This window comes from Paenibacillus sp. FSL R10-2199 (genome assembly GCF_038000235.1).
In the GTDB taxonomy this organism is placed as follows: Bacteria; Bacillota; Bacilli; order Paenibacillales; family Paenibacillaceae; genus Paenibacillus_AQ; species Paenibacillus_AQ phytohabitans.
Window position 1 is genome coordinate 2533136 of sequence record NZ_JBBOBO010000001.1, and the last position, 20244, is coordinate 2553379.

At 50.7% G+C, this 20244-nt stretch carries 15 protein-coding genes; 12 read left to right on the forward strand and 3 right to left on the reverse strand.

Features of this window, described 5'->3' with window-relative positions:
* Positions 1–23 precede the first annotated feature (23 nt).
* Positions 24–992 carry a metallophosphoesterase family protein gene (locus NYE33_RS11155; RefSeq protein WP_341065816.1) on the reverse strand — a complete coding sequence of 323 codons (969 nt, stop codon included), beginning with the start codon at positions 990–992 and terminating at the stop codon, positions 24–26.
* A gap of 919 nt (positions 993–1911) precedes the next feature.
* On the opposite strand from NYE33_RS11155, the gene NYE33_RS11160 reads away from it, so the two are divergent.
* Complete coding sequence (locus tag NYE33_RS11160; protein ID WP_076247864.1) at positions 1912–2682, forward strand: DeoR/GlpR family DNA-binding transcription regulator; 771 nt, start codon at positions 1912–1914, stop codon at positions 2680–2682.
* A gap of 235 nt (positions 2683–2917) precedes the next feature.
* On the opposite strand, the gene bglX is transcribed toward NYE33_RS11160, so the two are convergent.
* Together bglX and NYE33_RS11170 are read right to left on the reverse strand one after the other, a co-directional pair.
* A complete protein-coding gene (gene bglX, locus NYE33_RS11165; RefSeq protein WP_341065817.1) occupies positions 2918–5083 on the reverse strand; it encodes a beta-glucosidase BglX in 2166 nt (721 codons plus the stop codon).
* A 46-nt stretch (positions 5084–5129) separates the two neighbouring features.
* Positions 5130–8456, reverse strand: a complete 3327-nt coding sequence (locus NYE33_RS11170; RefSeq protein ID WP_341065819.1) for a GH36-type glycosyl hydrolase domain-containing protein — start codon at positions 8454–8456, stop codon at positions 5130–5132.
* Positions 8457–8922: 466 nt separating this feature from the next.
* Here NYE33_RS11170 and NYE33_RS11175 point away from each other — a divergent pair, with 466 nt between their 5' ends.
* The 11 genes from NYE33_RS11175 (at position 8923) to NYE33_RS11225 (ending at position 20150) form a co-directional block, all read left to right on the forward strand.
* On the forward strand, positions 8923–9858 hold the full coding sequence (locus tag NYE33_RS11175) for an ABC transporter permease (protein WP_231637716.1): 936 nt from the start codon (positions 8923–8925) through the stop codon (positions 9856–9858).
* 43 nt (positions 9859–9901) lie between these two features.
* Positions 9902–10789, forward strand: a complete 888-nt coding sequence (locus NYE33_RS11180; RefSeq protein WP_076247879.1) for a carbohydrate ABC transporter permease — start codon at positions 9902–9904, stop codon at positions 10787–10789.
* 79 nt (positions 10790–10868) lie between these two features.
* Positions 10869–12443: a DUF3502 domain-containing protein gene (locus tag NYE33_RS11185; protein WP_083705723.1), complete on the forward strand. Its 1575-nt coding sequence runs from the start codon at positions 10869–10871 to the stop codon at positions 12441–12443.
* Positions 12444–12508: 65 nt separating this feature from the next.
* A complete protein-coding gene (locus NYE33_RS11190) occupies positions 12509–13531 on the forward strand; it encodes a LacI family DNA-binding transcriptional regulator (protein ID WP_042139624.1) in 1023 nt (340 codons plus the stop codon).
* 55 nt (positions 13532–13586) lie between these two features.
* Entirely contained in the window at positions 13587–14465 is an 879-nt protein-coding gene (locus NYE33_RS11195; RefSeq protein ID WP_305954229.1) for a sugar phosphate isomerase/epimerase family protein, read from the forward strand.
* A gap of 1054 nt (positions 14466–15519) precedes the next feature.
* A complete protein-coding gene (locus NYE33_RS11200) occupies positions 15520–16704 on the forward strand; it encodes a hypothetical protein (protein WP_076247856.1) in 1185 nt (394 codons plus the stop codon).
* 486 nt (positions 16705–17190) lie between these two features.
* Complete coding sequence (locus tag NYE33_RS11205) at positions 17191–17493, forward strand: hypothetical protein (RefSeq protein ID WP_340942900.1); 303 nt, start codon at positions 17191–17193, stop codon at positions 17491–17493.
* Positions 17478–18302 (forward strand): tetratricopeptide repeat protein, encoded by an 825-nt coding sequence (locus tag NYE33_RS11210; RefSeq protein ID WP_341065822.1) that lies wholly within the window; start codon positions 17478–17480, stop codon positions 18300–18302. The genes NYE33_RS11205 and NYE33_RS11210 overlap by 16 nt, the downstream gene beginning before the upstream one ends.
* 186 nt (positions 18303–18488) lie before the next feature.
* Positions 18489–19268 carry an SDR family NAD(P)-dependent oxidoreductase gene (locus NYE33_RS11215; RefSeq protein WP_341065824.1) on the forward strand — a complete coding sequence of 260 codons (780 nt, stop codon included), beginning with the start codon at positions 18489–18491 and terminating at the stop codon, positions 19266–19268.
* Positions 19269–19413: 145 nt separating this feature from the next.
* On the forward strand, positions 19414–19746 hold the full coding sequence (locus tag NYE33_RS11220) for a DUF3139 domain-containing protein (protein ID WP_341065825.1): 333 nt from the start codon (positions 19414–19416) through the stop codon (positions 19744–19746).
* A gap of 137 nt (positions 19747–19883) precedes the next feature.
* Positions 19884–20150 (forward strand): hypothetical protein, encoded by a 267-nt coding sequence (locus NYE33_RS11225; RefSeq protein ID WP_042139617.1) that lies wholly within the window; start codon positions 19884–19886, stop codon positions 20148–20150.
* Positions 20151–20244 lie beyond the last annotated feature (94 nt).

Below are 20244 nucleotides of genomic sequence, written 5' to 3' on the forward strand. Positions count from 1 at the left end.
AAATTCAACCCCTTAAGACATGATTAGTGTTCTGAATCAGCGGCAGGTACAGGGGGATGGGAGGGTTGTTCCAGCAGAGCCGTGCCATCCTCAAGCCGGAGCCAAGTCTCGAACTGCTTATCGCCCTCAGTCAGCCGGATGACACGTGCACCCCGCATGAAGCCTTCCCGCCCGTAAGTATTGTAACCGGTGGCCCGGCCATAGCTGAGCCGGATGCCATGCAGGCTGCCGGTGAAGTCGTTAATATGATCATGTCCGCAAAAAGTACCTGCCACATCGCCCATTTCCACCATAGCTGTGAAGAGTCCCGAATTAAGCACCGGAGCACAGACCTGCTCGAATTTATGGCCGTAGCAGGTCTGCGTGGACCACATCTCGGCATATTCCGGCAGCGGGATATGGAAGAATGCCAGCGCAGGCAGCTTGGCCTCACCTGCCTGGGGATTCAGCCGTGCAGATTGCTCTGTCAGCCAGCGGATCTGACTCTGCCGGACCCAGTTATAGCCGGGAATCTGCGCAAGCCCGGAGTAGGCACCGGTGTCCAGCATATAGAGAATAGCGCCCGCCCTGGTGCCGGTGCCCGCAATCTCAAGCGTATAATTCCCAGAACCGGCCAGCTCTGCCGGACCTGGTTCAGCCAGGCAGTGGGGATGCTCTAGTGCAATATCCATCAGCTCACTATAGGAGACACCTTGCTCGGTATCATGATTGCCGAAGACGAAGGCCCACGGAGTACCGCTCTTCTCTATAGCGGACACAGCCTCCCGGAACGCCTGCTTGGGCTGCTCGCATGCCTTCTCTCCTTCCGGGACAGGTCCGGTATAGATCAGATCACCTGTGAAAATAACGAGATCCGGCTGCTCCGCTTCCATCACGCGTTCCATAAGCTCCCGCGTCCGCTGATCCTCCGCTCTTCCATCCATCCAGTGAAGATCGGTGAATTGTACGATGGTAAAGGTTCCATCCTGGCGGAATGATAATTTATGCTTCATGTGAAAATCCCCTCTCTGCCTGAATAAAGTTATGAATTTAGTTCGTTAGATGTTCAAGTGCTTTTGTGTTGTTTTATATTTTATTATGTTGTTTCATGTTGATTTTAGGATGATAATCCGTTTCTGTCAATCTATAATTGGATAGATTGCACTTTCTGCAATAGAATTCGTTCCAACCGGCGTGAAATCTCATTCTGCTGTATTTCATACAACTGATTCCTCTAATTTCGCTCCAAAAGACCTCTTTTACAAAATTCTAGTGTACAGAGTGCAACAGAATCTATTATTCGGTGGAATTAGGGGTTATCTGCTGCAGAAAATGCAGTAGAACTATAATTGGAAGTACGACCGGTGCGGAACCTTACTCCTGCTTGAAGCAGAGCGTTTTCTCGCTTCGCAGGCTTTAACTGTATTTTGTACAACTAAAGTTGCCGGATGCGGTGCGCCAGAGCATTTTAACTGCACTCTATACAATTAAATAGCCCGCCATTCCCTGAATGATCGCCACACGCTATGTTTAGTTGTACAGAATACATTTTTCGCAATAAATTCACGCTTTAGCTTACCTTTAATTGTACGAAATACAACTATTCAATGAATCGCCACCTTCGATACGTACGCAAACAGCAGGCATATGTGTGAACAGAAGATAATGACGCTAAGTGCAAGGAAACATGGTGGGGTAAGAAACTTAAGGAATTAAAGTTTCTGATGCGTAAGCGTAAGCAGATACACCCGTCCATCAGAGAAATCTTTTGATAAAAGCAGCTGCATTGACAAGTGGGATTCGGGTCCATATACTGAGGAAATCAACAACAATACACTCAAAACAACATTACATATACGTATGGATAACCTAAATCGGATAAGGCAATTAGCATTCGCGAACGCGAGTTCACTATAACTGGAGGAATCATACATGTCCCTGACCTATGAAGAACGCAGGCAGACCATCCTCTCCCAGCTGGAGCTGGAGGGGAAGGTGCAGGTGCATTTTTTGGCTGAGCGGTTCGCTGTAACCACAGAGACGATCCGGCGTGATCTCGACCGGCTGGAGAAGGAAGGGCGTCTGCGCAAGGTGTATGGGGGAGCCGTACGGATTCGTTCCGGGAATAATGAACCCACCTTCATGAAGCGTTCCCAGATGAATCTGACGGACAAGCAGGCCATTGGCAGGCTCGCGGCTTCGCTTATTCAGGATGGCGAGACAGTAATCCTCGACAACGGGACGACCACGCTTGAGATCATGCGTCAGCTTACAGACCGCGCCCATGTGACGGTCATTACCAACTCGGTCCCGGTCCTGAACTGTGCGCTGGAACAGTTTCAGGGAAAGATTATTTTTGCCGGGGGTGAGGTGAATGCCGCTTATCAGGCGGCTGTAGGCATCACTGCTCATGAGCTGCTGGGCCAGTTCAAGGTGAATAAGGCTTTTATCTCTGCCGGAGGTCTGTCACTCTCGGAAGGAATTACCGATTATCATCTTGAAGAAGCACTCATCTCCCGCAAAATGATGGAACGGGCCGAGGAATCGATTCTGGTCGCCGACCATTCGAAATTCGGGGTCACTACCTTTGCGCAGATTGCCCCGATGGAACATATCTCCATGGTTCTGACCGACAGCGGCTGCTCAAGAGAATGGAAGGATACCTTTGCCCGGCTGGATATAGAGCTGCTGACAGGGTCATAACATACAGGAGCATAACTTACAGAAGCCGCATAGAAAATTCAAAAAAGCGCCAATCCTCTTACACCCTAAGGTGAGGAAGATTGGCGCTTTCTGGTGTGCCGCCAGCTATAGGCGGCTTTCTGGTGAATAGCTAGCTGGTTATAGACAGCTGTCTAGCAGTGCTCACCTGTCTGAAGCAGTGCTGCACCCGCCTGAAGCCAGGTGCAGCTATCTAAATGCAGCCCAAATCAGCATCTCAGCCGATCCAGATCCGCTGCGTAGCGTGATCGCCGGAGTTCCGGCCGATCATTATGTCGAAGTCTCCGGGCTCGAACACAAGCTCATCGTCCTGGCCGTAGAACATCAGCATCTCGCGGGTGATCTCGAATGTGACAACCTGCTTCTCATGCGCGGCGAGGGTAACCTGCTTGAAGCCCTTCAGTTCCTTCACCGGACGGACCACACTTGCCGTAACATCGCGGATATAGAGCTGGACGGTCTCCTTGCCGGTAACCTCCGAAGTGTTCTCTACCTCAATGGAGGCGAGCACCCGGCCATCAGCCGCAGCTTCAACGATGAAGCTGCTGTAAGCAAAGCTGGAGTAGCTCAGGCCATAGCCGAAGCAGAACAGCGGATCATTCGGGATATCCAGATACCGGGTTACATAACGCACATTCGGATACTGGGGATCATACGGGCGTCCCGTCTGATAAGCATTATAATACACAGGAATCTGTCCCACAGAGTAAGGGAAGCTCATGGACAGGCGTCCGGACGGATTATAATCGCCGAACAGCACATCCGCAATGGAATTCCCCGACTCGCTGCCCAGGAACCAGGCTTGTACCAGCGCGTCGCTTGCATCAAGCACTGGCGCAAGCTCCAGTGGACGGCCGCTGAATACGATAGTGACGACAGGCTTGCCGGTATCCTTCAGACGCCGGATCAGCTTCTCCTGGTTTGCGGACAGCCGGAGGCTGGCTTTGCTGCCGCCTTCCCCGGTATCCTGCTGGTTCTCGCCGACAGCGGCAAGAATGACATCGCAATCCTTCAGCTGTTCGAAGGCCTCCTCAGCGTGGTCTTCCACATCGAAGACCCCCTCCAGCATGCTTCCCAGCTCGCCAGTCATTGCTGTAGTAATATCTGCTGCCGGGATTTTGCCGGTGATGCCGGTGTAGAGAGAGACTGCCGGATCTTTCTCGGCACCTGCCCAGCCGCCCAGTACATGAATAGAGGTGGCGAATGGACCGGCCAGACCGAGCTTCATCCCCGGCTTCAGCGGCAGCACTTCATTCTCGTTCTTCAGCAGCACCACCGAGCTTGCACCGAGTTCACGTGCAGCCTGCAGATGCTCAGCGCTGGGCTTATCCGCTTCGTCTGTCACCGGATCAGCGTCCTTGAACGGATTGTCGAACAACCCGAGGGCATCCTTCAGCTCCAGTACCCGGGTGACGGCTTCGTCGATCAGGCTGATATCAAGCAGCCCTTCTTCGACCAGCGCGGCCCCATGGTTCAGATAGTGGGTGGACATCATCTCGATATCCAGGCCTGCGGCAAGGCTTTTGTGGGCGGCTTCGCGGCCATCCTGTGCAGCGCCATGGGGCACCAGTTCATTGACAGAGTTGAAGTCGGCGATGGTGACGCCGTCAAAACCCCATTCCTCCCGCAGAATTCCGCGGAGCAGCTTGCTGTTGCCGCTGGCCGGAATACGGTCAATGGAATTGAACGCGGCCATGACCATGGCGACACCGGCATCTACTGCAGCTTTATAAGCCGGCAGATAGAATTCGCGGAGTACACCGGCGGACATATCCACCGTGTTGTATTCACGGCCGCCTTCAGGCGCGCCGTAGCCGGCGAAATGCTTCACACAGGCTGCGATCCGCCCCGGCTCCTTCAGGTCTGTCCCCTGATAGCCCCGGACCATGCTCTCGGTCACGCGGGCGTTCAGGTAAGGGTCCTCACCGGAGGTCTCCATCACCCGGCCCCAGCGCGGATCGCGCACGAGGTCAGTCATGGGGGAGAAGGTGACATGAATACCGGCAGCGGCGCTCTCTCTGGCTGCGATTTCAGCGAAGCGTTCGATGGCTTCAAGGTCGAAGCTGCTGCCCATCGCCAGCGGAATCGGCAGGATAGTCCGGTAGCCGTGAATGACATCCGCCATGAAGAGCAGGGGAATCTTCTGGCGGCTGGATTCCAGATGCCGGGTCTGCAGCTCAATGACATTCCGTGCGCCAATGCCGTTCAGAACGCTTCCGATGTTCTCCATCACCTGCGGCTTGATGTTCAATTCTTTGAATGGACCCGTTAAATCCACGGTATCATCCAGACCCCAATAGTAAGGACCGAGCTGGGTTAGCTGGGCCATCTTTTCGTCTAGTGTCATATCGTTCACGAGATCTTGGATAAACGGTTTAGTCATGGCTAACTCCTTCGTTAAGCGTACTGAAAGTTATCGTCTGTATATATTATTGTGCCAAATAGATATGCAGTTCATCACCAGGCAGTGTAAGCAGGTTGTTCTTGGCGATGCTTACGGCACCCGGGCGGTACGGATTGGACAGGACCTGGCCGGTAACCGCTACTCCCGCTGCATGCAGCTCCGGAGTACGGGCCGGGCCTGAGCCGATGTGATAGACAAAGGTTAACGGACGGCCGAAACACTCGTAAGTGAAGCGCAGTCCGTCAAGGCTGGCCGGCAGCACCGGATCAATGATCAGCTCTTCATCGCTGAAGCGGATACCCAGAATAGCTGAGATGAGCTGATTGAGATAGATTCCGGGACCGCTGGAATACAGGCGCCAGCCGCCTTTGACTTCTACACTGCCGTCGCGCAGCTGATCGAAGTTCTGCTGATAGCTGTAACGGTCAGGGAAATTCCCGTCCGAGCTGCTGAAGTACATATTGCTCTGGCGCAGCTGGGCATTTGGGACGCTCTGCCGGATGTTGATCGGATTGATTTGGAACAGGCCTTCCCAAGCGCGGTCAGCTTCGCCAAGCTTGGCGGAAGCTTCGAGATAGCGGATATGGGCATGCACATACTGCAGGCTGATCTCGCGGCCGACACTGGCGGCTTGCTCGGCACGGCGGAAGATCGTACTTACGCCGCCTTCATAGCGGGCGGGACGATCCATCAACCGCACGCCATCCGGGTGATTCAGATACTCGTCAATCAGGCGGAAATTGGCAACCGCCTGTTCCGGGGTGACCAGTTCAGCGATGATACTGCGTGTCATCGGCAGTAACCGGTACTTAATACCCGTCTGCTGATCCAGCGGATGAAGCATATAATCAATGCTTCCGTCTTCCTGGAAGTAAGCGAAGCCGGCAATGACGCCATCCTTGATCAGCAGCGTCCGGAAGGATTCCTTCATCTCTTCTGCCATTACAGCAAGGCTGGCGGAGAATTCGGCATCGGCTGCCGTGACCTGTGACAGGTTGCGGATGACCTGGAAGGCCAAAGCGACAGTCCAGGCGCTCACAAGCTTGGTCTTCAGGGCTTCATCGGCAGGCTGCAGCGTATCATCCCAGTCGCCGCCGGCATAATTGATCAGGGAAGTGCCCGGTACGAAGCGTTCGCGGATTGTCTCTACAGCAGCTTTGACATGCTCAAGCACCGTTTCGGTCTGCTGGCTTGGCAGGGCATCTGCCAGATGGTGGTAAGCTACCTGTTCCTGAAGAATCGTGTAGTCTCCTGTAGCCATAATATAATCGCTGATGCATTTCAGCGGCCAGAGTACGACATCGCCATGCCATTCATGGGCTTGTACCGGATGCTGGTCGAACATGAACCATTGCGGCCATTCCTTGCTCTCCCACAGCTGATGGGAGTAGATCTTCAGCAGTACATTTCTGGCCAGCTCATAATGCTGGGTCATCAGGAAATACTCCATCGGTCCCTGGCATACATCGCGTGTGCCCCATGCGGCTCCGCCCGGCTGTTCAAGGCCATGCGGCATAATGAAATGGGTCATCGCATTATGGGTGTACCACCATACAGTTTCGTTCAGAATATCAATCCGTGACTGCTCTTCTCCTTCAAGCTGGAGGTGGAAGCCCGAAGTAAATGTTTCATAGAAGCCTTTAAACAGCGCTTCCTCGGTTTCCGGAGTGTAAGGAGAGACCAGGGGAAGACTGTCGGCCTGTGTGAGCCGGCCTTGGATTACAAGCTGGAAGCTTGCCGACTGCGTGACGGAAATCGTCAGCAGCGTTCCGTTGCGCGGCTGTCTGTCCGTATAGAACATCCGGTCATCGCTGTACGTATAGGCCGTTCCCGGAAGCTGGATATCGAAATGCAGACCGGGATAAGGAAGCTGCTGCACGGACGCTTCGTCAGGAAGAACCTGCAGAATTCCATCCTTGGCTTCAACTCTTACCGGATGCTGGAATTCATGCTCACCCATAACAAGCTGGTTCGTGATCAGATAATCATAGGATTTGCCGAGCTTCGACTGAACCTGCAGGGCAACATCCGGCTGGCCTGCTGCGGCAAAGACGGTAACCGTGAGCAGATCATCCTCAATCTGGTAATGCCATCTGGCAAAGTTAACGCCCATTTCGTAAGCTGCCGGGAGCGTAAGAATCCGGTAGACCCCATCCAGGCGGACATAGATCCGCTGTCCGCTGTTCCGCTGAATATTCAGCAGGCCGCGTGGTGTGGAGAGCAGCTTATGGAAAGAGGTATTGCCGACAACCGTCTGGCCGTTGAAGATTCCGTACATATAGTTAGTGGAAGAAATTAGGTTGTTATCGACTTGGCTTTTATCGAGCAGCGTAGTGATGATATGGCCGTGCGGACGTTCAACCAGCAGCTCCTTGGGCTGCAGTACAACATGGACATGCTCATCCGTGAAGAAGGAGAGCAGTTCCCCGTTCTCAATTTCTTCAAGCTTCCGGTTAGGGTAAGCCGCCTCAATCTCAGCTTGTGACCACTGTGCAGAGACATAAGGTGCGCCAATATCAGTACTTAGCACAGGCACATCTCTGCTCGGCACAGCCTCACCCGCGCTCCAGTCGATTTCATCGTAAGCTGCCTGCAGCTCGGCCTGGAACTCAAGCTCTGTAACAGCAGCCGGATGAGTAGGGCGGAAGAGCCCGTAGAAGGCGAATTCGGCGGGAGCGGACAGCGTCATAAGCTCTGTCTGCAGCGCGGTATAGGCCAGCTCGTATTGATAATTGCTGTTCTGCAGATTGCCGCTAAGCACCTCAGGTACATAACTGCCTTTGTAAGACACGCCGAAGAACTGCATACCGTCAGTAGAATAGCCTACTGCGCGCGTACCCACTGCACCCTGCTGGAGATAAGGGAAAGCAATGCCCTGCGGCTGGTTCTGGCGCGAGCATACGGCATAGCCGTTCGTGCCTTCCCAGATGCTGTGATCCAGGTATTGGCTCATGTACAGCTCATTGGCCAGCACGCCGCCTTTGCCTGCGACACCGATATCCTGTCCGTAGACCACATCCACGGTCTCACCGCTGCCGGAGAGCTGAATATGCCAGAACCAGATTCCGTCCCGGGCGGGCGCGAAGGTCACACGGTAGCTGATTGCTTCTATAGAACCATCAAAAATCAGTTGGTCTTGACTATGGGACAGCTTGGAGCCCGAGCGGATTCCGAGTAAAGGATAGCTGCTGATTCCTTGCTCCGTATGCACGCGCAGATAGATATTATTAGCTGAACCATCTACAGGATTGCCTTGGAACTGATTAATGAGAGTAGACTCATGGGTGAACTCGAAGATGTCTCCTGTTGGCAGGAACGTATAACTAAGGGCATCCCGGGTTAAGGTAATCATGTTTGATTGTTGTTTGAAAATCATAATAACCCTCTCTTTCCAGTACGTGATTGGGACATGAATTAGGTTAGGGGGAATTCATCATCAGATGTCACAAGAACAAGGTGACATGTCCGTGTAAAGAATAAATAGAAACGTTTCCATAAGTGATACATCTCGATATTAGTCTGAAGACGAAAAAAAGTCAATTATCTGCGAAAAAACGACCAGATTATCGTTTTTGTAACGCGGAATGTAATTTTTTTACTTGTAATTCGAAAATAAAAAATGTTTGACAGCGTATACAACTTGGGAGTATGCTCTGAGCAAGGGGAAACACAAAGAAATAATGGAAACGTTTCTATACTGTCCAATACGGTTAAATATTAAAGGTATGCACGCAGTTGTCATTCCGGCTGCAGGACAAGAAGTGAAACAAAGATATGCATGCGGTAAGAATGCATCGTTCAATTTGGAGGTGGGCTCATTGGCAAGATTTGTACATGCCGGCGGAAATATCGTCCGGGAACTGTTTAAGAACAAAGTGCTGTATCTCATGCTGCTGCCTGTCATTGTGTATTTCGCGGTCTTTCATTATGCGGTAATGCCCGGCGCTTATGTTGCATTCGTGGATTACAAGCTCAACAAAGGTATCTTCGGCAGTGATTTCATCGGTCTGAAGAACTTTGAATTCCTGGTGCAGACCGGAGAGCTCTGGAATATCACCAAGAATACGCTGCTCTACAATCTGGTATTCCTTGCTTTAGGTAATATTATTCAGATTGTGTTTGCCATCATGTTGTCGGAGATAACCGGGAAATGGTTCAAGAAGATCTCCCAGTCCGTTATTCTCCTGCCAAACTTCATTTCGATGGTTATCGTTGGTGTGTTTGCTTACAATCTATTCAACTTCAACTCCGGATTCATCAATACGATGATCTCGGGGGCAGGGCTGGACCGTTATGAGTTCTATAACGATCCGGGCATCTGGAAATACATTATTGTGGCCTTCAAGATCTGGGCGGGTACCGGCTACGGTATGATTGTCTATCTGGCTGCGATCACAGGGATCAACCATGATCTGTACGAGGCTGCCTACATGGATGGTGCTACTACCTGGCAGCGGATCCGCTACATGACCCTGCCTATTCTGAAGCCGACCTTTATACTGCTCCTGCTGTTCGGTATGGGCGGGATTCTCAAAGGCTCCTTCGACCTGTTCTACAATCTCATTGGCACAAACTCCGTGCTGTATCCGCAGACGGATATCATAGATACGTATGTCTTCCGCTCCCTGGTGGGACAATTTAACTTCTCGATGGGTGCTGCAGTAGGATTCTACCAATCCTTATTCGGCCTGGTCCTGGTGCTTGTGGTTAACTTTATTGTACGCAAGGTTGAACCGGACAGCGCGTTGTTCTAAGACAAGACTCGAAACAGGGGTGATGAAAATGGCAAGCTCAACTATTAAAATCAAACAGGATTCCGGCAGTGTGTTCATAAAAGTGATCAGTTACATCTGCATCACGATCTTTGCACTGTTCTGTGTGTTTCCTTTTGCACTGATGATCTCTTCCTCCTTCATGAATGAGCAGGAGATTGTCCGCGAGGGATATAAGCTGATTCCGAATGAAGTTTCCTTCAAGGCCTACGAATTGTTGCTCAGTAACTCCTCCAAGCTGGTGGATGCTTATCAGGTTACGATTTTCATTACGGTGGTAGGTACAGTACTTGGTCTGTTCATGATGTCCATGGCCGGATTTGTCCTGAACCGCAAGGATTTCAAATACCGTAACTTCTTCTCCTTCCTGATCTATTTCACAACCTTGTTCAGCGGAGGATTGATTCCGACTTATATTCTGATGGTCAAGCATCTGCATATGAAGGATAACCTGTTCGCCATGATTCTGCCGGCTGTGGTAGGGGCGTGGTCGATCTTCCTGATGCGTAACTTCATGAAGGCGATCCCGGATTCCCTGTATGAATCAGCCACGATTGACGGCGCGGGCGATTTCCGCATCTACTGGCGGATCTTCATGCCGCTGGCGATTCCTTCACTGGCGACTATCGGGCTGTTCTCGGCGCTGGGCTTCTGGAATGAGTGGTACAACGGGATGCTGTACATGGACTCTCCGAGCAAGTTCCCGCTCCAGTACTTCCTGCAGCGCATGATCAACCAGGCGAATATGGGCAGTCTCATCAACTCGGGAGCGGTCATTAATACAGCCGATCTGCCTACCCAATCGATCAAAATGGCTACAGCTGTGCTGGCCACAGGCCCGATCATTCTCCTGTATCCATTCATTCAGCGTTACTTCGTAACCGGTCTTACCGTCGGTGCTGTTAAGGGTTAATAGACGCCTGCTTCAATCGAAGGGTGTTTGTTATAGATGCAAAATCCATAATATAGAAAAGAAAAGGGAGGCTTACCGAATGAAAGGTAAAAAGATTGCTTCTTCTCTAGCTGCTGTCCTCATGCTTACTGGAGTGCTATCCGCTTGTTCGTCAAGCAATAATGCAAATGGAAATAATTCAGGTTCGTCGAACACTCCATCCACTTCCACCAATGCTGGAGGAGTAGACACCTCTAAGGAAGCAAAGCTGGTGTACTACCTGTGGGGCAGTGAAGGAGTTACCAATAAAGAAATTCTGGCTGAGATCAATAAGAAGCTTAAGGCTGATCTGAATACTACACTTGAAATCAAGTATATTGACTGGCCGGACGTAGGTACCAAGTATCCGCTGTTGTTCGCTTCCGGCGAATCGTTCGATCTGTCGCATGCTTCCCCGGGTGCCGCTGTGTCTTACTACACCCTGGCTACTGAAGGGGCACTGACTGACATTACCGACATGCTGGACAAGGTGGCGCCTAAGCTGAAGGCGGAGATTCCTGAAGCCTCCTGGCAGAACACCAAGGTCAATGGCAAAATCTACGGCGTACCGAGTCTGTTCAGTGAATATACGCCTGCCGGTTATGCATACCGTACGGATCTGCTGAAGAAATACGGCATGACCGAAATTAAGACAATCGATGATATGGTTAAATACATGGATAATGTGGTTGCCAACGAATCCTTCCCGCCAATCAACGGTAAGGCTGAGGATGCACAGAACATGTACAGAATGCTCGTAGATACTACAGACATGTGGCTGAACGCACCTGGTATCTCGCTGAATGAATTGAATCTGGTCACCAAGAGCCCGGAGGATTACAAGACCGTATTCCATCCAGCCTTCACCCAGGAATTCGAGGATTGGGCTGTGAAAATGCGTGAGTGGGGCGACAAGGGCTATTGGGGCAAAGACGTTCTGTCCGCTTCCCTCGGCAGCAAGGACAACTTCAGAGCAGCGAACTCTGCGGGTTATCTGACTCATGCCCAGGACTGGATCGGGCAGTACGGCGGAGATATCAAGGCACTGCCTGACTCTCCAACAAGCTTCTATACTTTTGCTGAAGCGAATAAGAAAATCAAGCGTAAAATGGGTGTAGACAACTCGACAGTAATCAGCGCGAATTCCTCTAATCCGGAGCGCTCTCTGATGGTAATTGAGAAATTCATGACCGATGAAAGCTACTACAACCTGATGCAATACGGTATCGAAGGCAAGCACTACGTCATTGAAGATGGCGTGAAGAAGCAGCCGGAAGGCTTCAATGAAAAAACAGATGGCGGAGGCTTCTCGGCCTGGTCCCTCAGAAACGACAAATTCGTGATTCCGAGTGATACTGAGAACCCGATCCGTAAAGACCTGTTTGCTGCATGGGATAAAGAAGCAATCGATGATCCGTACAACGGCTTCAGCTTCGATCCTTCGAATGTAACAACTGAAATTGCTTCGATCTCGAACGTCAATGCACAGCTCGGTATTCAGCTGATGCTGGGTAAAACAAGCAAAGATCCAAAGGCAGCTGTAGCAGAATACCGCGATCAGCTGACAAAAGCAGGAGTTGACAAGGTCATTGCCGAAGTAGAGAAACAATTGGCAGAATTTACACCTGTTAACTAAAGAATGAAATAGGTTACAGGGGAGCTATAGTCTATAGCTCCCTTACCTATAAATGGGGGAGTAGTGTGGACGTTAATATTAAGGATATCGCGCGGATATCCGGAGTCGGCATCTCGACTGTATCCAGGGTTATCAACAATAAGGGACTGGTGAGTGATGCGACCCGCGAGAAGGTTCTGAGTGTCGTGAAGGAATACAATTATATTCCGAATTCCAACGCACGGAATTTAAAAACCACGCAATCCAAGAACATTGCACTCATGGTCAAGGGGATTACCAATCCGTTCTTCGCCATCATGATCAAGGAAATTGAACGGCAGGTCAATCTGCGCGGCTATCCGTTTCTCATCCATCAGGTAGAGGATGGGACTGATGAGATCAATGCGGCGATTCAACTGGTGAAGGAGAAGAACTTAAGCGGGATTATTTTCATGGGCGGTACGTATAATCATTCCGAAGAGAAGTTCAAGCAGCTGACGGTTCCGTTTGTACTGACGACGATCACTACATCCCAGGAAGTGGACCCTGCCATATTCTCCAGCGTAACCATCAATGAATCGAAAGAGGCCTACAAGGCGACCAGTTATTTAATCTCACTTGGACACAAGAACATTGGCTTCCTGGCCAAATCACCTTTATTGGATGAAACTACGGGCAGCCGGCGGCTTATGGGATATAAGCTGGCATTAGAAGAAAATAATCTGCCTTACAATGCCGGGCTTGTAGAGGATTGTGAATACAGTCCGAGCTCGGGCTTCAACGCTGCACGCAGACTGCTTAACCGGGACAGAGCGGTGACTGCAATATTTGCTGCTTCCGATACCATTGCCATCGGTGCGGCCAAGGCTGTGCTTACCGCCGGCTTGTCCATCCCTGATGATATTTCGATTATCGGCTTTGACGGCATTGAGATGGCAGAATATTATCATCCTGCGCTGGATACGATCAGCCAGCCGGGTACGGAAATGGCTCTATCCAGTGTAGGGGTATTATTTGATCTTATTTCGAATCGCACCAACCATCAGCATATTGTCTATGATGCAGTCTTGCTCAAACGGGGCTCCTGCAAAATGATCAAGAGCCGATAACAGCAGGGCGCTGACTATAAACGTATTGGAGTTGATATCCAGGATGCAAGAATCTTTGAGAATAGGCACTTTGGTCCGGGGCGGTGAAGCCGTCCAGGTCATTCCGCAGATTGTGAAGCATGGCTTCGAATCCTTCCAATTGAATTTCTGGCAGACGATTGGCGATACCGATCTGGTGGAGACAGCGGCCCGGATTCGGGAGCTGGCGGCTGAGCATCACTTCGTGATCTCTGCTGTCGGGATCTATGGTAATCCGCTTGGCGGCAACCCCGAGAGTGGAGATACCCTTGCCGGCTGGGAGCAGTTGATTGAACATGCCCACTTGTTCGGCACGGACATTGTCGGCGGCTTCACCGGGCGGCTGCCCGGCTCTTCAATTGACGAGTCCCTGCCGAGATTCGCCGAAGTATTCGGAGGATTATCGAAGCGGGCCGCGGACAAGGGTCTGCGGATTGCTTTTGAGAACTGTGCGATGGGCGGGGACTGGCAGAAGGGCGACTGGAATATCGCGCATAACCCTACAGCTTGGGAGAAGATGTTCAATAGCGTTCCGGCAGATAATCTCGGGCTGGAATGGGAGCCTGCCCACCAGTTGACTGCGCTGATTGATCCGGTCCCGCAGCTGCGCAAATGGGTGGATAAGATTTTTCATGTGCACGGTAAGGATGTCACTATCGCCTGGGACATTATCAAGGAATACGGGATTCATGGTCCCAAGCCTTATGTATGGGACCGCACGCCCGGCTTCGGCGATACCAACTGGACGGATATTATCACCATTCTCCGCCAGGGCGGCTATAAGGGCACAATCGACATCGAAGGCTGGCATGATCCGGTTTACCGCGATGAGCTGGAGATGACCGGCCAGGTACATGCCCTGAATTATTTGAAGCATTGCCGCGGAGGCAGCTTTGTGCCGAATCCGGTGATTTGACTTTGACGACAACAAGACCTCGTTATCCACGCATGTGGAGGATGGGGTCTTTGTTGTATTTGGAACTACTCCCCCTGTAGGGGAGTGACAGCGGGCTGGCCGGGAGCAGGACACGCCGGCGCGGGAGTGAGGCGGGAATGACACGGGAAGAAGGGGAGTATAGGTCACCGCCAGAAATCCTGCAAAAAGTACAACAATACCGGACTCAAAACTGCCGATACGCAGTAATCTTGCAGAAAATACAACAATAAAGGGCTTCAAGCTGCCCAACCGTCAGAAATCCTGCAAAAAGTACAACAATACCGGATTTGAAGCGCTCGACCGCCAGAAATCCTGCAAAAAGTACAACAATACCGGATCTGAAGCCGCCCAACCGTCAGAATTCCGCGTACAGAGGGAACGTGGGCATCTAATTCGGCTCCAAAGTGGGTCCGGCGCAGGAATAAGAAGCAGAAATACCCCTGCTTCATTCCGCCAAAAGTGAGGCCGGCGAAGGAAACAGAGGTAGATACTTTATTTTGGTGACAGTTCCGGAACACGGACCTTACACGAAACGCTTGATTGTCCAGTAAGGAACAGTGAAGCTGCCTTTGTTCGTTGCAATGTGTAGTGCATCTGTTGAGTGATCTATTTTACATACTCCGGTGTAAGTTTCTCCGCTGATCAAGTGAACGCGTTGCCACAGATTGGAGAGGAGCGCATGTTGAATGTCCTTTTTTATCATACTCGTTCACTTCCCTTATTTGCTCTTAGTAACTGTATGTTAGTAAGCTTCTGTACTTATTATTTAAACCACAGAGCAATAATGTAACAGTTCAATTGGTTACAGTTTTGTACCATTTATAATATACGTTGAATTGCAGGAGTTTTACTCTTACTATACTCATAAGTGAATATAGACCCGCAACCCTCCGAGGTTAGGCTAACAGGTTGATTTCTCGAACAAGCGATAATCTCATCTTGAATGCTCTTGTGGATTGTGCCGGAAAAGCAATTACACAGCGCAGAGTAGCAGTCCGCATACAGGGTATATATATTCTAGGAGGTGTCACCAATGAATTGGACAACCAGATTGCAGCAGATCACATTAACTCTCCTTACCGCTAGTCTCCTTACTCTAGGCTGGGGGACCTCGGCTTCTCCGGTGCAGGCGGCGGCGGCGCCAACCCCGGCTCCGTCCTGCAGCACGGGAGATCATGGACTGCTTCAGGAGTTGCAGGCAGCACATAGCGGAGCAGATGCGATCCCGCTTAGCTTCTCTGATGTAGAGTTTCTGAGTGCAGATACGGGGCGGGCAGCCGGGAACGGATTCCTGATTGGAACCTCGGACGGAGGCTGCCATTTCCAGAAGATTTATGAAGGGCAGTGGAGCTTTCAGCAGATCGACTTCCCTGATAATATCCATGGCTGGGCGCTTGCCGCGGTCAATGACGGTCAGGCTAAATATCTGATCCGGACCACGGATGGAGGCTCTACCTGGAAAAGGCTGTCGAATAAGGCTGTGACCTTTGAGCGGGTGGAGTTTCTGGACAGCAGCAAAGGATTCGGCTACAACCGTGCGTCCACCTATTATACGAATGACGGCGGAGAGAGCTGGAGTCTGATTAAGACACCAGCGAATACACGCGGAGCGTATTTCACCAGCCTGAGCAGCGGATGGGCCGTGGTCGTTGTACCGGGCAGCGGGTATCAGGTGATGCGGACGGCAGACGGCGGAACGAACTGGAAGTTGATGCTGAAATCTTCTTACGCTGAACCCTCATACGGACAAATCTATGCGAACGGCAGTCAGGTGTATGCCGTACTGTACGGCGGTTACGGAATGTCGCAGACTTCGTATTCGCTCTACGGCAGCGCTAACTCCGGCGGCAGCTGGACGCGGGTGATTGCCCAAGAGACGGCTGGAGGCGGTCCGGCTCCGGGAAGCGGCGCGGCCAAGGTGAAGAAGGGGCCCGCTTCGGGCAGCCCCGGCAATCTGGTGATGATCGGCAAAACAACGGCTTTCCTGGTGGGATTCCAACCCGCAGCGGAACAAGTGGGGATCGGATTCACCAAGAATAACGGGCAGGCCTGGAGTAATCAGATGACGGTTCCCGGCTACGAAGGGACGATCTCCTTCACCGATCATAATCAAGGCTGGCTTGCGGTGAGAGACCTGAACAGCTCGACTCTTTATGTGACGAAGGATGCAGGTGCCACCTGGACGTCCAAGTTTTCTTTTGAGACTACGGGGCGGTAAGGTTTCTAATGAATGAAGAAACGGGTGTCGTCCTGGCGAGGGCGGACCCGTTTTTTTGTACACCATAGATATATATATTGATTGAACTGAAAAAGGTACATGACATATAACGCGGAAGCCTGCGTACGGAGTTTGTAAAGCGTTTCGTTCGACATCCGTTCAGCGTCAATGGATAACTGTATTTCCTGCAATTAAAAGACGAAGAAAAACCCGATTTACCGGGCGAAGTGTATTCTGTACAACTAAAATTAAGGAAAGTGTACCTTTATGGCAAAAGTGGATTTTTTAAGTGTACGAACTGCAATTAAAGTTCTCAAGGGTGATTAAAAATCACTTTTAGTTGTAGAAAGTACAGTTAAAGTGTGGGCAAGTGTAGTTACGGTGGTGAATAGCAGATACCCTGTTTCAATCCAATTTGCAGAATATCTGATGCTGTGAAAAATTTACCAGTATGCCGGGTAATGAGATAGAGGTGGGAGGTGGAGCATGGTTAAAGCCGTTAAAATACTGTGGATCAGCGCTGTTGTGCTGAATATCGCTTCAATCGTGTTCTTTTTCATGCTGACGAATCATTGGCTTACCCAGGGGTGGATCATGGATATCATCAGTACGGTAGTGCTGCAAATTGTTGGAGTTCCATCGGCGGCTCTGATTGTTGTCTCGCTTTGTATTTTTAAATTTAACTGGAAACCCGCCAGCTGGGTGGGGTACTTAGGGGCTTTAATTATTATTGCTGCGCTGCTGTGGATCGCGGGATATCTGTTCCTTTTTGCATGGCTGTCTATATAGAGGAGCTGGATAAAAGGGAGGGGATGGAAGTGGATAGTTTTTACGATCAGGGTGAAGAAGCGTATATCAGCGGGGATTTCGTTCGCGCGCTTGCACTGTTCACGGAGGAGTGGGAGTTAGGGCATTCCGGTGACTGTCTGAATTATATGGGTTGCTGCCACTTGTCACTGGGAGAGTATCGGGCGGCGGTTTCCTGTTTCGAACGTCTTCAGCAGGAGAGTCCGGAGTGGGAAAGACCAGTGTTTAATCTCGGCCGGGTGTATTTCAGACTGGGGGAGCTGGACAAAGCGTTCCGTTATTATGAGACAGCTCTGAGAATGAATCCGGCCAGTGAAGATGCTCTATATTATATGGGAACCTATTATTATGAGGTTGAGGACTATGTACAGGCGCAGCAATGTTATGAACAATCCTTGAAGCTCAATGAAGCGCAGTCTGAAACGCATCTGAACCTGGGAATGTGTTACGTTAGGATGTCTGATTCCAAGTCGGCCTTCAAGGAGTTTGAGAGAGCCTTTGAACTGGATCCGTCCTGTTATGATGCTGTGCGTAATAAAGGTCTTGTTCTTCTGGAAATGCGTGAATTTAAGGCGGCACTGGAAGCATTCGGGCTGGCGGCCAAAATCCAGCCGGATGAAACGGAGTGCATGACCGGCATCATCTATTGCCATGCTAAACTGAAAGACTACGAGACGGCACTTAAGATAGCCCGTAAATTGCTGGAGCTTGAACCCGGCAGCAATCAGGCTTTGCGCTTTATTGAGAAGCTGGAGGTCTCGGTGACCAGGCAAATTCATGGAGAGAGTTAAGCGAGGGGCTTATTGAGAACACCGGTGAAATTAATACTTTACCGTTCGTTCTCAATATGCTAAGATTGCAAATGTGAGACGGATAAATTTTTTTGATAATAGTAGAACGTTCGGTCTCAAAATAACAGCCAGAAGCTTGATTACACAGTAACAACAAATAAACTTATAACTTAAGGAGTGTTCACGATGGGAAAGCTTGAGGGTAAGGTTGCCTTGATTACAGGAGGGAATAGCGGAATCGGGTTGTCTGCCGCCAAATTGTTTGTTGCTGAAGGTGCCAAAGTCGTTATTACCGGCCGCAATCCGGTATCTTTGCAGGCGGCGGTAGAAGAACTGGGCGCGGAGCATGCCGTTGCGGTTCAGGCCGATGCGACAGATCCGCAGAGCGCTGTGTCGGCTGTGAAAGCAGCCATTGAGGCATTCGGCAGACTGGATGTTGTCTATGCCAATGCAGGCATAGCGGCTTCAACACCGCTCGGCAGCACAGACTTGGCGACTTTCGAGGAAGTGCTCAAGATTAATGTGACCGGTGTCTTCTTCACTGTTCAGGCCGCACTGCCTTATCTGAAGGCCGGGGCATCAGTTATTCTGACCGGCTCCGTGCTGGCTAAGGCTGGCAGACCCGGTAACTCTGCATATGCCGCCAGCAAAGGGGCGGTCAGCAGCATGACCAAAGTGCTGGCTTCGGAGCTCTCCCCGCTGGGCATCCGGGTTAACAACATTGCCCCTGGCGTGACGCGCACACCCATCTGGGGACAATCTGCGATGGATAACTGGCGCCAGGTGGAAGCTGGCATGTCGCGTTCCATTCCGCTGGGCCGTGCGGGTGATCCGGAAGAGATTGCCAAGGTGGCGCTGTTTCTGGCCTCGGATGATTCCTCTTATATCCAAGGTGCCGATATCGCTGTAGACGGCGGAGCGGGCAGTTCTCCCCTGGGTGCACCGGTTTACCGGCAGAATGCATAAGCATGTTGCAATATGAGAAGCACCTTAACCGGTGCTTTTTTTGATGTTAGCCTCACAAGGGCCATTATGCTAAAATGAAAGTAGATGTAAAAATATGTTATTCTATCGCATTTTTGAAATTCCAGTGTGGAACGGAGGCTATCCTTTGAGATTTAAAAACCGGATTTCAATTATTGTGTTAGTGGTAATGACTATATTGGCCGGAGGGATATATATATCGCTTACCGGATTACCTCATAAGAAAAGTCAGATCGCTAGTGAAGTGAAAGAATATCTGGTTCATACAAGATTGTACCCGGCTGCAAATATTCAGGAAATCCGGGGAGGCTACAGCTTCAAATCGGGCGACTATGATGCAGATGTACTATTCAAAGATGAACCTGATGTGAACTATACGTATGCCAAAGTAAATGGGGAATTCAGACTTGTCGGAACCTCCAGCCTGTACGGGAAACATATGGACGAAACATACTATTGACAACCTTTTTCGCTTTTCCAATAAGAGGTAATGGGTATACATTGTCGAATAAGACATACATATACAAAAGCATTCACTTTGTGTACGCAGCCGAAAGATTGTAAACGCTCACAATAGACCCGGGAGGCGAATGGAAGATGGACGGAAGCAAGTCGTTGATCTATCAGATTCTCAAGACGATTGAAGAGGGCAAAGAACCGGTGCTGGAGAACCTGGAGGGTATAACAATCGGGGGATACCATAGTGCACTGGAACAGATTGTGGAGAATAAGCTGGCCAATAATATCAGTTTCTCCCTCAGCGGCAAAGGGAAAAAAGCAGTCCGCGTTGCGAATACGAGCGGCTCTAAACTGACCGCACAAGGCGTTAACTATATTCATGTTCAGGACAGCCGCAGCTACTAGCTATAAGCAAGATATACGATAACACCCGCAGAATGGAGATGCGATATATCTCCTGCTGCGGGTGTTATTTTCTATGGATTAATGGGGCTCAGTT

Coding starts and splice junctions, on each gene's coding strand:
- NYE33_RS11155 (WP_341065816.1), bottom strand. CDS start 992: ATGAAGCATAAATTATCATTCCGCCAGGATGGAACCTTTACCATCGTA.
- NYE33_RS11160 (WP_076247864.1), top strand. CDS start 1,912: ATGTCCCTGACCTATGAAGAACGCAGGCAGACCATCCTCTCCCAGCTG.
- bglX (WP_341065817.1), bottom strand. CDS start 5,083: ATGACTAAACCGTTTATCCAAGATCTCGTGAACGATATGACACTAGAC.
- NYE33_RS11170 (WP_341065819.1), bottom strand. CDS start 8,456: ATGATTACCTTAACCCGGGATGCCCTTAGTTATACGTTCCTGCCAACA.
- NYE33_RS11185 (WP_083705723.1), top strand. CDS start 10,869: ATGAAAGGTAAAAAGATTGCTTCTTCTCTAGCTGCTGTCCTCATGCTT.
- NYE33_RS11200 (WP_076247856.1), top strand. CDS start 15,520: ATGAATTGGACAACCAGATTGCAGCAGATCACATTAACTCTCCTTACC.
- NYE33_RS11205 (WP_340942900.1), top strand. CDS start 17,191: ATGGTTAAAGCCGTTAAAATACTGTGGATCAGCGCTGTTGTGCTGAAT.
- NYE33_RS11210 (WP_341065822.1), top strand. CDS start 17,478: ATGGCTGTCTATATAGAGGAGCTGGATAAAAGGGAGGGGATGGAAGTG.
- NYE33_RS11215 (WP_341065824.1), top strand. CDS start 18,489: ATGGGAAAGCTTGAGGGTAAGGTTGCCTTGATTACAGGAGGGAATAGC.
- NYE33_RS11225 (WP_042139617.1), top strand. CDS start 19,884: ATGGACGGAAGCAAGTCGTTGATCTATCAGATTCTCAAGACGATTGAA.